Origin of the sequence: Chryseobacterium artocarpi (assembly GCF_001684975.1) — a bacterium.
Lineage (GTDB): Bacteria > Bacteroidota > Bacteroidia > Flavobacteriales > Weeksellaceae > Chryseobacterium > Chryseobacterium artocarpi.
In genome coordinates, this window is record NZ_MAYH01000001.1 from 675,836 (window position 1) to 688,712 (window position 12,877).

13 protein-coding genes are annotated in these 12,877 nt (G+C 34.8%); 4 read left to right on the top strand and 9 right to left on the bottom strand.

Annotated elements, in window-relative coordinates:
* Positions 1-52: 52 nt before the first annotated feature.
* The 3 genes from BBI01_RS02915 to BBI01_RS02925 all read right to left on the bottom strand — a co-directional run bounded on the left by BBI01_RS02915 (position 53) and on the right by BBI01_RS02925 (position 1,510).
* The gene (locus tag BBI01_RS02915; RefSeq protein WP_065393172.1) at positions 53-457 is read right to left on the bottom strand and encodes a surface-adhesin E family protein; all 405 of its coding nucleotides are present in this window, start codon (positions 455-457) and stop codon (positions 53-55) included.
* A gap of 23 nt (positions 458-480) precedes the next feature.
* A complete protein-coding gene (locus tag BBI01_RS02920; RefSeq protein ID WP_065393173.1) occupies positions 481-696 on the bottom strand; it encodes a hypothetical protein in 216 nt (71 codons plus the stop codon).
* Between the two features lie 430 nt (positions 697-1,126).
* Positions 1,127-1,510, bottom strand: a complete 384-nt coding sequence (locus BBI01_RS02925) for a hypothetical protein (RefSeq protein WP_065393174.1) — start codon at positions 1,508-1,510, stop codon at positions 1,127-1,129.
* A gap of 1,066 nt (positions 1,511-2,576) precedes the next feature.
* On the opposite strand from BBI01_RS02925, the gene BBI01_RS22690 reads away from it, so the two are divergent.
* Together BBI01_RS22690 and BBI01_RS02940 are read left to right on the top strand one after the other, a co-directional pair.
* A complete protein-coding gene (locus tag BBI01_RS22690; protein ID WP_165602211.1) occupies positions 2,577-2,729 on the top strand; it encodes a hypothetical protein in 153 nt (50 codons plus the stop codon).
* 237 nt (positions 2,730-2,966) lie between these two features.
* Positions 2,967-3,794, top strand: coding sequence for a heparin lyase I family protein (locus BBI01_RS02940; RefSeq protein ID WP_165602212.1), 828 nt, complete (start codon positions 2,967-2,969; stop codon positions 3,792-3,794).
* Positions 3,795-4,011: 217 nt separating this feature from the next.
* Here BBI01_RS02940 and BBI01_RS02945 read toward each other — a convergent pair whose 3' ends face one another.
* Both BBI01_RS02945 and BBI01_RS02950 read right to left on the bottom strand, forming a co-directional pair.
* The gene (locus BBI01_RS02945; protein WP_065393178.1) at positions 4,012-4,371 is read right to left on the bottom strand and encodes a prevent-host-death protein; all 360 of its coding nucleotides are present in this window, start codon (positions 4,369-4,371) and stop codon (positions 4,012-4,014) included.
* A gap of 410 nt (positions 4,372-4,781) precedes the next feature.
* Entirely contained in the window at positions 4,782-5,045 is a 264-nt protein-coding gene (locus BBI01_RS02950) for a hypothetical protein (protein WP_065393179.1), read from the bottom strand.
* 488 nt (positions 5,046-5,533) lie between these two features.
* On the opposite strand from BBI01_RS02950, the gene BBI01_RS02955 reads away from it, so the two are divergent.
* Both BBI01_RS02955 and BBI01_RS02960 read left to right on the top strand, forming a co-directional pair.
* Positions 5,534-6,199: a TetR/AcrR family transcriptional regulator gene (locus tag BBI01_RS02955; protein WP_065393180.1), complete on the top strand. Its 666-nt coding sequence runs from the start codon at positions 5,534-5,536 to the stop codon at positions 6,197-6,199.
* A 257-nt stretch (positions 6,200-6,456) separates the two neighbouring features.
* The gene (locus BBI01_RS02960) at positions 6,457-7,095 is read left to right on the top strand and encodes a TetR/AcrR family transcriptional regulator (protein WP_065393181.1); all 639 of its coding nucleotides are present in this window, start codon (positions 6,457-6,459) and stop codon (positions 7,093-7,095) included.
* Between the two features lie 81 nt (positions 7,096-7,176).
* On the opposite strand, the gene BBI01_RS02965 is transcribed toward BBI01_RS02960, so the two are convergent.
* The 4 genes from BBI01_RS02965 to BBI01_RS02980 are packed head-to-tail and all read right to left on the bottom strand — an operon-like array spanning position 7,177 to position 12,708.
* Entirely contained in the window at positions 7,177-8,703 is a 1,527-nt protein-coding gene (locus BBI01_RS02965) for a peroxidase, FMP-type (protein ID WP_065393182.1), read from the bottom strand.
* A gap of 18 nt (positions 8,704-8,721) precedes the next feature.
* Positions 8,722-10,176: a ferritin-like domain-containing protein gene (locus tag BBI01_RS02970; RefSeq protein ID WP_123862061.1), complete on the bottom strand. Its 1,455-nt coding sequence runs from the start codon at positions 10,174-10,176 to the stop codon at positions 8,722-8,724.
* A 4-nt stretch (positions 10,177-10,180) separates the two neighbouring features.
* Complete coding sequence (locus BBI01_RS02975) at positions 10,181-12,268, bottom strand: GMC oxidoreductase (RefSeq protein WP_065393184.1); 2,088 nt, start codon at positions 12,266-12,268, stop codon at positions 10,181-10,183.
* Complete coding sequence (locus BBI01_RS02980) at positions 12,265-12,708, bottom strand: hypothetical protein (protein WP_123862062.1); 444 nt, start codon at positions 12,706-12,708, stop codon at positions 12,265-12,267. The genes BBI01_RS02975 and BBI01_RS02980 overlap by 4 nt, the downstream gene beginning before the upstream one ends.
* Positions 12,709-12,877 lie beyond the last annotated feature (169 nt).

Consider the following 12,877-nt stretch of genomic DNA (forward strand, 5'->3'; position numbering starts at 1 on the left):
TGCCACTTTATATCAAAGCAATATCTGAGCTATTATACTTTCGATTTTAATTCTATTCCGGTTCTCCGCAGACGAAATTAAAGACAGCTTCAGCCATAGATTCAGGTATAATTCTCTCCCATTCAGAATACATGGTTTGATCTTTTAAAACAATCCCTTTATTACTATATTTAATTACCCTATCTAGCTTTGTCTCTTTTTCTGTACAATTAATATTCGAACTGCTTATTGTATGGTTTCCAGCTACTGTAGTCCATTGTCCTTTCTTATTCTTAACCTTTTTTTCAGGATATTCAATCTTTAACCATATTGAATAGACATCATCTTTATACGTTTTTCTTATATCTTTAATATAGTAGTCCATTTTATTGACTGATGAACCAATATAACTCCAATCGGACTGTCCAAAGCAAAAAGCGCATGTGAAAATTGATAGAAAAGAAATAATAATTTTCATAATTAAAAGTTTTGACAAAGATACTATTTATCGTAATCTCTTTCAATGTAATATCCAAGCATGAAAAAGTCAATTGGATTTATAGTTTCGGTGTCTTTTCGGCTGAATTCTAATTGCGAGTCATAAACACCTCTTTTTAGTTTTATGTTATGAGTTGCTTTTATTCCTTTTCCCAATACTGTGCTATTTAAAGCAGATATAGTTGCAAGAATAAGTGAATTTTGGTGTTTGATCTTCATCTTACTAATTTACTTTTGTTGTGTGGGTTTATATTATGGGTTTCCGTAATATTTATTTTATTATGTTAAATCTCTAAATAGAGAATAATTTATATATTTGAGTGTTAACAATTAAAACTAATACAGTGAAAAACTTAAAGAGAATCTCTAAGGAGAAATTAAGAAAAATTAATGGCGGTCAAAAATTATGTCCCCCTGGTTCTAAACCAATGCATTGTCCAGGTTCTGATAATCCTCAATGTTATTGGGATACCAATACATTAGAATGTCCAGATTTTTAGATTTAATCCCTCAATTAGAGGGATTTTTAGAATTAAATAACATTTACTTGTTATTCTTTTATTGTTTGCTCAATGACTTCATTTTTAGAGGCTTTTAACTTATCATATGGTCTTAATATCATTAATACTTAATGTAAAGTCATGAACCTTTACAGTATTTCAAATATTAAACATTTCTCAGGTTTGAAGGTTCTGGACTCGGCATCGATCCATTTTTTAGATTCTTCTAAAGATACATCCATTAACGCATGACCTGTAGGATATGAATTCACTAATCCAGTGTTGTGAGGTTGATCACCTTCTGGATTCTCTCCCCAATGGTAACCATTAGACTCAATGGCAGAATTGAAGGACTCTAAAGTATTATTAGTCCAAGCAAATGTTTTTAAATTTATTCCATTATAATTGTATAATTTAAAAACAACTTGACCAAACATATGAGCTGTCTGTAATTCGCCTTCAACTAGCCCCTTTGCAACATCCTCAGTAAGATCGGAGCCTTTGCATATGAGGTTTTGTCGGCTGATCATCATCGGTGCAAAATCTGATAGCTTGTTTGTCGCATGATATTACGTTTTCTAAATGATCCATATCGTCAAACTCCACAATAAGGAGTCTTTTATTTAATTTTAGTTCAAGTGTTTTCATTTTTGTTGAATTTAATTAATATTCTTTTTTTAGTATTTTTTGTAACTATGTACTTTAACCATAAAACTTATAGTATGCCTAAAGACAAAAACGGTATTTCAGTATGCGAGACCCATATAAACCAACAGTTAATTAATGACAAGTATTATACAGCATCGGAACTGCCTTTAACAGCTGTTCTAAGCGATTCACTTTATTTAAAAAGTATGTCATGTCCTATGTGCGAATATTTAGAATTTTTAGTTGTTGGAAAGACAGAACTGCCAAAAAATATATTAAGCCCTAAAACATAGGGCTTTTTTATTACTTTTCCTTTGCCATTGTTTTGTTTTTTTGTAATTGTAATCACTTTTGTGTGATTATTTTTATTATTTTAGTCGAAAATAAACAGTATGTTTTTAGATGGTTTAGGAATAGTTGACGCTTTCAAGGATATATTCAATATGATATGTAGATATATTTTGTACGCGGGTGTGATCGGAGTTGTTACTATTTGGATTGGAAATCTGATTATTCAAGCTATTTCCACCGAAAACACAAATTTAATTCCGTCTAGATATTACCGTTACCCAATAGGTGTATTAATAATTGCTCTATTGGGACTTTTATATTCAAAGTTTTTCATTTAAATTAATTGTTATGGAAGGTCTTATTAAATTACTCACTCAAATCGGCGATCTTGTTTACTATGGCATTATTGGAGTGCTTATTATTTTGGCATTAATTGCCTTGTTATTTTGGAATAAAGAGCGATATTAACTCAGCTCTTTCCATTTTTTACAAGTTACCAACATGAATGTCATCTACCTGATCAAATATTCTTTTTTTCTCTTATGATTCTTTTTTTAGTTTGGTTAGTAATTCTTCGATTTCTTTTCTAGTGTCAGTGCTTATTGTTTTCCTGATGTCAAGGAGATGTTTTTTTTTGTATCCTAAACAAAATTAATTCCTATGCTTTTAACTGTTGATCCTGCTGATTTAAATACTACAAGTCAAGTATTAAGAAGTGCTGAATCTCAATTTTTTCCTTGGTTGATTGAAATAACTTTAGTAATTATTGTCGGAGTGCTTGTTTGGAGGTTTTTTCTTAAAGATCTTTTATAAGCTTATTTGGTATCATTTTAATTTTTGGGTTTTAATGTTCTCTTTTTGTAAGGATGAAAAGTCTTTTCTCTTCTGTTTTTCTGGTAAGTCTGAATAATACTACATAATTCTAAGATAAATGAATTAAATTTGATCTGAAAAAGTAAATAGTAATACCCAAAAAATAGAAAACTATCAATCAATATGGTTAGTCAAATTAAAGATATCCTATCCAGTGTCTATACAAAAAGAAACATCTTGTTTTTTTTAACTGTTTTAGGAGTTAATCACGCTCATGCTCAGATACCTGGTGATGTATTGCTGAATATGAATTACGAAAACGGGCTCTTGGATTCTGGAATTACAGGAGTAATTATAACAAATGCTACAGCGTCAGATGCAGCTTATATTGTACAGCCTGGTGCGACAGGAAATTATGCTATCGCACATAAAGTTATGTATGGAAATACAGGATACTATTCTAATGATAATTGGAGAAGCGAGAGTAGCGCAAACCTTCTTAAAGTAGCGAATTTTTTGCCTGGTGACGAGAGGCGATATGAATTTAGTGTACTTTTGAAAGATTGGACACCTTGGAAAGCAGGAGATCCTATCAATGAGACTAATATTTTTCAGTTAAAAGTTTCCGGTGGAGCAGGAGTTCCGCTTCAGGTCAGAACACAACGAAATGCATTACGATTAAGATTTGCAACTGAAAATAACGTTCCTTCAATCGATATTCTTTCCGATGTCAGACCTTACGTAAATCAGTGGATGCATTTCAGAATCGATGTGAAATGGACCACGACAAACACAGGATATATGAAAACCTATATGAAGCTGCCCGGTCAAAATGAGTATACATTAGTGGATGAAAAGACAAATTACAGAACTTATTCTGGTGATGGATTTGGAGGACAGCATGGATATATCAAATGGGGAATATATGTAACCCCTCCGGATATTACCCGTGTAGCTTACCATGACGATATAAAAGTAATATATCTTGGCGGTCCTGCCGTTCAGCATTTTGAACGTAAATCCAATGATATCATATATGCAAACCATTCTCATTTGCTTAAATAGCAAATAATACCAATAGCTTTATAGCCTAGCAGTCTCCTGGAATACTGCTAGGCTATATTATTGTATAGTTTTAAACTATTTTCGTAACAAATTTAAGTTTTGGAAAGTAATATCATCCAGCCCAAAATGTAAAATTAAGAGATAAGATGTTATATATGAAAATAGATGCAAATTATAAAAGGTCACAAAAATGTAATTTGTGCCGATAAGAAAAATATTAATTCAGATTATAATTAGCAATAACAAGACTTAGAATGAAATGAACATAGTTTTGCTCTGCTTCTTTTCTGTTCAACAACTTGTTTTTGTATTCGTAAGAACTCAGTACTCTTGCTAATCTTTGATAAGTTTCAAAATCATCCCCCTTAATCTTAACTCTTGTATTGCCATCTTTTCTGCTGATCATCTCATTATCTATAGTTCTTACCTTAAATAAAACCTCACATAATGTAGGACGAGCCTTCATTGATCCTATATATCTTTCAACCAGATTAATTTTGAATGCATCAAATATGATGTTGTGAAAAACAATTTTAGAGTTAGGCTCCTGCGTATTGAGCTCAAGCTTATAATTCATTATAAATTAAATTTTGGTAAATATAGGCTTAATTATGCCAAAAAATAGCTTTATTTGATAGAACCTTCCCATCATAATGATCGATTTTTGCCTAAATTATCTTAAATGTAAGCTGTGAAAAGGTGTTTTTAATGAATGAAAAATTTAAAAACTAAAGAATTAATGGATGAAATATATTGATAATAAGGAAAATAGAAAAATATTGTAAAATTTGAAGAATTGATCTTTAAGAATAATAATTCAACAATATTTGAAATGTTAAAATAAAGTTAAATTTTTCAAAATATGATTTGAGAAATTTTAAAATAAGAGAATTGATGAAGAGAAATTCAAAAAATGAATTTAGAAAAAGGTAGAAAGAGACAGACCGCATAAGTTTATCTCTTTTCCATTTATACTGTTGACTAATTTTACTGTTTTGCAGCTTCTTCAGTTTTATATTTTTTTGCTTCCTCCAAAATGCCTTGGTAAGTCTTGTTTTCCAGTGATTCTCCTTTCAATTTCGACCTTATCAGCCAGGCTGCAAATAGCCCCGCATCTTGTTCATTCCATTTTTTGCTTTGGACAATAGCTTGTAAGTCTTCAGCCATCGTAGCTTCATTATATTTTTTATCAGTAGGATTTGAGCAGGAAGCTAAAGCTACAAAACTGCATAGAATAAGAATTTTTTTCATGATATTAAGTTTTTTTGTTATTCGTTTTTACAATAATGGTTAAAATAATTAAAATAAAAACAGCATCATTAGAGATCTAATAGTGCTGTTTGCATCTAGTGTTTTTACCTTGTGATTGGTATCCGAAAAAATAATTTGTTTTATTACAGCAATCATCATTGCTGCTTCAAATACCTAATCATTAATTGTATTAATCAACATTTCTTCACACTATGTTTCCTGAGGGAATTCTGTCTGCGGAAGATCATTCAATTCATCTCTTTTTGCCAGCTTATGCCGGTTCAGAGGCTTTTTGTTTAATCTTACGCGTGGTTTTTGAACTTTAATTCATTAATTAACTATTAACATAATCAAAATTTTTTTCATCCTAAATGGTGCTTTTCTATATATAGAATGGTTTAGTTTGCGCAAATATACAAAATAAGACACTTAGTAGTGTCTAAAATGACAAAAAAAATTCATAAACTTGTAGAATTGAATCACGCATCATGGAAAGAAAATCAGCAGCAGGCAGTATCCGTAATAAAGAACGTAGTAAAAAGAAGTTTTTGGATGCTGTTGGAAAAATTCTGAAAACTAAGGGTTATGCAGGATTAAAAGTGAATGATATTGCTTCTACAGCAGGAGTAGACAAGAAAATGATCTATACCTATTTTGGTGGAATGGATGGTTTGATCGATGAATATATTCGTTCACAGGACTACTGGATTAAAGTGACAGATGATAAAATTGATAAAATAATACCCAATATCAATGATGGAGGAAAAGAGTTTATCGAAGAAATGCTTTTGTCCCAATTTGAGTATGTCTATAAAAATAAAGAAGCTCAAAAATTATTACTTTGGAGTATCTCTGAACCCCGAAAATCTTTAAGGAAACTTATAGATACTCAGGAAGAAAATGGAGAACATATTTTTGAAAACATCTTTGAACCTCATTTTCTTGAGAAATCAGAAGATTTTCGTGCGGTAATGGCTATCATGGTTTCAGGGCTGTATTATCTGAATATTTTTGCTTCTGTAAACGGGAGTATCTTTTGTGGGCTTGACATGAATTCTACTGAAGGACGTGAAAGAATTAAAAGGGCAATATCTTTTTTAGTAGAACAAAGCTATGATAATTTGCATAAAATAGATGAAAAGTCTAAGTCATAGAACTTCTTACAGTTGATTTAAGCTACATTTTGAAATAAAAAAACAGCACTATTAGAAATCTAGTAGTGCTGTTTACATTTAGTGCTTTTACCCTTAGTGTTCGAAATAGGTTTACTTTTTTCTCATCCTAGACAGTGTTTTAAAATATATAGAATGGTTGTTAGTTTGTGCAAATATATAAAAAAATAAAATAAGACACTAATTAGTGTCTAAAATTTTAAAAAAATTCATAAACTTGTAAAATTGAATGACTAATCATGGAACGAAAATCAGTAGCAGGTACTATCCGGAATAGGGAGCGGAGCAAAGAGAAATTTCTTGATGCAGTAGGGAAAATCCTAAGAACAAAAGGATATACAGCTTTAAAAATAAACGATATTGCTGCCACCGCAGGAGTAGATAAGAAAATGATTTATACCTATTTTGGTGGTATAAATGATTTGATCGATGAATATATTCGGTCACAGGATTACTGGAGCAAAATGACTATAGATGAGGTTAGGAAAATTAAACCAAGATTAGATGACGGCGGGAAAGCTTTTATGGAAGAAATGCTGCTTACCCAGTATGATTATGTGTATAAAAATAAAGAAGCTCAGAAGCTATTACTCTGGCGTTTATCCGAACCCAGAAAGGCACTAAGGAAGCTTACTGACACTCAGGAAGAAAATGGAGAATATATTTTCAATCTGATGATCGATTCTTACTTTGAAGATCGTTGTGAAGATTTTCGGGCAATATTGGCTATTATGGTTTCAGGGCTTTACTATCTGAATATGTATGCTGAAATAAATGGAAGTGTTTTTTGCGGAATAGACGTTAACACTCTTAAAGGTCGGGATAAAATTAAAGGAGCAGTATCTTTCCTGTTGAAACAAAGCTATGACAATCTTTAGCATATGTTCTGCGACCCTATATATTCAAAATAAAAAAGAGGCAATTGCTTACCTCTTTATTTTCTATAGTCGATAGATGATTTACTCTTTGTGATAAGGGCATCCGGCAGGTGGATTAGCAGTATTGCCTGTGATAATGTCCGGTTGTACAAAGAATTGCTCTTCAATTACCTTTCTCTGATCCTCAGGGATGTCTTCAAGTTTACGCAGTGTATTGGTCTGAATATGAGGCCATCTTGTAGTACCTCCATCATTTCCAAAATCAAATTCAAAGAATACGATTTGCTCATATTGCAGCTGAAGGATATCTTTCCCGTTTTCAACAACAGTTTCTATCCACATATGCATATCCACATTCACAGTGGGAACAAAGCGGTTTACAAACGGAACATTTAAAATTCCTCCCTGTGCACCGGTTTTCATTTTTGAAGTCATTTTAACGTGAACATAATTACTCACTTCCTGACCTTTTAATGTATCACGAAGCCTTAAATCCGGTCTTACGGAATAAGGATACAGATCATCGGCAAGAATTCGCTGAGTGTAGATTTTATTAGAACCATTGTCGTTTACATCATCCAGAGTTTCGTGTACCCAGGCTGGAGCCGGCTTATCAAGATCGATAAGATCATCAGGCTTTACTCCTGCGCCTCCCATTGTACGTGAAATAGAAAGATGCTTAGGCTGCCATGCTTCTTTGCCATAAGGGAATACGGGAGAACCTGTGATCAGATAACTATTTCCTTGAGGAGCAATATCACCCAACAATGTAATGGTACTACCGTGAGGAATCACACCGCTTCGTGAAATAGAGTAGTCGGGGATGAAATAAGGACCGTCAAGCCCTGCGCCCGGCTTTAATTCCTGTGCGGGAATGATTTCATAATAAGGTTGGTCCGGCTGTAATTCACTTTGCAGAATATATTTCTTTTCTTGTCCGTCCGGAGAAATTCTTAAAAGAGGCTCGTCTCTATATCTTCCTTTATAACCGTAATTTTTCTCATCCGATGTCGATTCAGCATGAATTCCACGATCTCGCTCAATAGATTCTTTGGTGGCAGCGTGATTATAAACATCACTCAGCCATAGGTACATTCCGTTCTCTTCATGAATAGGAGTATATTTTAAAGCTTCCTGTCCTTCTATTTTATTGACACTTTTTATGGTTTGTTCATATTTAACAGCTCCACAAAACAATTCACTTGCGCCACCACGGTTACGGACACCGCCCGGAACCAGAGAAAAGGTTAATTTTTCAATATATTCCTCACAGTCGAAGCTGAACTTTCCGGGAATTGTTCCCGGGTTTGTACCTGGAGAAGGCATAATGGTGGTATGAATTCCGCTTGCTAATGAAGGCTTGGTAATATTTTCGTTGTAATTCGCATTATAACTCACCCAAGTGCCGTTCAGGGCTTCCAGAATACCATAATCTACATTTCTTCCTATTTCGTCAAGATTTTCTTCTTTAAAAGGAGTCACAGGATCATCAATGGCAAGTTTTGTGTAGCCGTCCATCAATTGAGCTAAATAACTTAGGCTTTCACTTGCTCTTTTACGGAGAAGCTGTCCGTCCGCCCCGAGATTTTCTTTTTTACGTTTAAGCATGGTATATTAGTTTTATGATTATAGATCAGTGTATTCAAAAGTCGGTCCCGCATTATACTGGGAATTCAAAGGTTGTTTCAGTAGATTAACAGCCTGTTCCTTCAGCGCATACATATACATAATTGATTTTTCAAGTTCCCTTTGATTTCCTTCCACTGCACTTTGAATAGCATCTAGCAATTTTCTGTAAGTCTTATTGAATTCAACTCCCTGAGCGTGTAATTCTGCATTGTCGGAATAATCGCTCAGTTTAGGGTTTTCTTTCATAGGATAGGCTGCATTCCAGTTAACTTCCAGTGCTTTTCCTGTTGGAGGGGTTGTTACAGGCATCATTCCATTTTCGTCCATAAAAGGTTCGTAGTTTCCGCCCACATAAAAATGTTCATGGAAAATCTCTTTAAATCTAAAATAATGAGCCAGTTCTGCACCTTCTTCAAACTGAGACGGATCAACATCAAAAATAGAATCATCAGCGCCTTCTCCCTGTCCTTTGATTTCCTGGAAAACTGCGATTACACCTTCCAAAGCTTCTACAGAATGTAATTTTCCTCCACTTCCATAATATTGTTCAGGACGAATTTGTTTTGCAGGATCTCCGGTGAAAATACCTCCCGTATTAATATCATTGAAGCTTTGTGGAAGAGTACCATGCTCGTTGTAATAAGCAATAATCTGGAAAATAGTGATATAGAAAAATAAAACATCATAATATTCACCAATCGTATGTACGTTTTCCATAATGAAGCCCTTCATGTTTTCCAGAGTCCAGAAATTACTTTCCTGCTGTGCTACAGATCTTGAAGCAAATACCCTTTCTGATTCAACTTCAGGAGCTGATTTCGGAGCCTTTACCAAAGAATTGCTTGGGCTTTCAATAGCAATAAATGTCGCAATACTATTTGTTGAAAATGTTTCTAAACCTATGTAGAAATCAACATTCATAGGCAGTTTCATAGGGTAGGTAGGGTAGTTTTGCTGCTTATTGACAGAAGGTTGAATATTAATAGCATTCAAAACATTACAAACCATGATCAGGTGCAGCATCTCTTCCACGGCAACACTTCTGATGATTTGAGAAGCTAGTGCATTGGTTCCATCCTGAATTGAATATAAAGCAGTAAGATAAGGTGGAATTGTAGAGTGTTCAATAAGAATAGCTGTTTGCAGAAGGTCCTGTAAAACCGGACGGTAATCAATGTCTTTTAATCCTTTTTTTCCTACATGAAGTTCAGAGCTAAATTCAGATCTTAAATACTGATCGAATTCTTTAACCTGGTCGTTAAGCAAAAGATTAGTTAAAATTTTACTGTGATGCTTTAATCCTTCAATCCATTCTTCTCTGCTAATATTTGAATCAAATAATAAAGATTGTAATGATGTAGCTTCAGCAACAACGGCGCTTCTGCCAGCCATTCTGGAAGATGGTAATGAAGTTTCCTGTGGTTCTGTTTTATTGATAAGTCTTTGTCTCATGATTTTAATTTTTAAGTTGAGTTTCAAGGTCAGTTAATATAGATTCCACCGAGCGAATAGTGAATGCAGATAAAGTTAAAGTAGGATTTGAAGTTCCCAGAGTGGTCATGTTTCCGGCTCCCACGATATATAAATTCGGGTGATCCCAGGATTTACAATAGCTGTTTGTTACAGAATCATCTGGTGAAGAACCCATTCTGTGAGTACCAACGATATGACCCGCTCCGTTGTAAGAATATCTTACTCCATTGTAAATGACAGAGTTTTTGTCAGCCTCGGTGTAGGACGTGAAATCTTTAATACCCAGTCTTTCAAACATCTGGTCTGAAGCTGATTTTGCCTGTTCCATAGCCTTCATTTCATAATCTGTCAAAGCATAATGAATCACAGGGCGCGGAATTCCTAAAGCATCCATATACTGATCATTAATCGTTACTCTGTTGTTGGGGTGTGGAAGCTGCTCAATTTCAAAATGAAATAAAACCTGGCGGGAAAGCCTATCTGTTAAAGCATTTCGTAACTCTGCCCCAAAAAATCCTTTTCCGATAAACTCTCCCACATCAGATCCCGGAGAAAATGCTGGCCAGCCCCAGCCCCAATTGTCAAGCGGAGAAATCCATGCAGAAAAATCTCCTCTGAAATTTCCATCACGGAAAGACGATATATTGGTTGTAGAACCAGGACCTCTGTACGGGTAAACAGCTTCAGGGAAAAGCCCCCACGTAAGCATCACCATATGATCCATCAGATTTCTTCCTACCTGATCACTACGGTTAGCCGCTGTTTTTTCAACTTTTTTACCGTTTTCCATTACCATGTATTTAGAATTCAATAAGATCTTTGGATTCTCAAAAGCATTGGCTGCCAGAATGACTATCGTGTTCGAAGTGTCGAATGATTCTTCTATAAAATCCGTTTTATCCTTTGAAGTGTATCTTCTAACATGAACTTTTGAAATCTTATCCTTATCATTCTGATCCACACTTAGCTTGTAGACAACACTTTGAGCTTTTATTTCAAGATTATGATTTCTGCTGAGGTTATTGTTTTCATTGATTTTGTATAGAGCTTTTTTCAAAGTCTTTAATGCATTGTATTTAGCCTGAACAGGGCAGATCGGTACACATGAAGCATTTCCTTCACAACGTTCTCCCATGTAAGGGTTCCATACAGAGCCTAAAGCTTTATATTCCTCTTTTTCAGAACTGTCCAGAACAAGTTTGTAGCCTGTATCCTGTGTTTCAGCTTTAATGATCCTTGTATTTCCGTATTTAGGATTTGGAATAGAATTTCTTCCCTGCGGTGATGGTACCAATAATAGCGGGATATTTTCAGAATTTAGCTGAACGCTTGTTCCTGCAAGCCCGTCAATGATCTTTTGATCCATATAGCTCTGAGGAATTTCTTTCATTGGGAAAACATAATCACCATAATATTGTTCCATACTTTCAGAAATAGGATATTCCTGTCTCGAAACATTACCGGAAACCCCGATTTCAAACTCTGCCATTTCATAATAAGGCTTTAATTCCTCATACTCTATAGGCCAGTTGATGGGAGTTTTTTCCTTACTATTAGGATGATCTACCTTAATCCCGTATTTGTCCGTCAGCTTAAAGTCGTTAGGGAGCATCCTTGGAGTTGTTCCCAGCCAGTGAAGAGTTGTTCCTCCACCAACTCTGATGGCATCACTGGCAAACGGCATAGGTCCGAACTGTACCAGATATCCAGTTTTGTCAGGAAACGGAGGGGTAATTTGTTCCATATCCAGCACGTTGGGTGAAGGTGCCTGTTTCAGATTGGGATACGGAGAATTGGGAACTTTTGCCGCCTCCATATAATAAGTACGGATATATTCATTATAATTGGTCATAGATGATACGGAATCCAGTTCCGTTCCTGCTTCCAGCCCTGCTTCAAACATCAGGACAGATAATTCTTGAGTGTTATCAGACTTCTGAGCATCCGCACGATGAACCATTTTTCCCTTTGTGCTGTCAAATACATGATCGGTAAGAAGTTTTGCGATCAATGATCCTGCGATCCCCGTTCCTACGATGATCACATCTTTTTTTGTTTCGTTCTGTCTCATGAGTTACTGTTTACAGGTTGAATATTCCATGATTTATAACCAGGTTGTTTAGCACCAGGCGGATGAGCGTGCATAACGTTCCAGACAAGACCTTCTTTGTAAGAACGATCGTTAATATAGGCACCTTCCCAGGTTCCCAGATACCAAAGCGTCATCAGTTTTCCAGCCATGTCATTCATTCCGGAATTAGCTATAATTGTTAATTTAATAGCGTTCTTTAGTTCATCTTCTGTGGTCGCCTTATCAAGAATATCCTTAGAAATCGTAAGGAATTCTACGAAGGTGGCTCCTTCTAAGCTCTTTAAAATGTAGGTGTAATAATCAGTAGCCAGACCGGTAGACTGTAGTTCGTTAGCAGAGAATCCGGTGAGCGCTTCTGAGATCGACATAAACACGTCGAAATAATAATCATCGACGTTGAGGATTTTGTTAATAATCATTTCGTTAAAATTTGATGTTAAAGTATCTTCAGCTCCCACTGGGAGGAGCAACCTGTTGATTCACTAAGTCTGTCACACTTTTCGGGATACCATTGCAAAACTCATCTCTTTTTTTAGAAATAATTGTTTGTTTTTTAAGCTATCCATTGTTATCAATTTTGTTTATTCA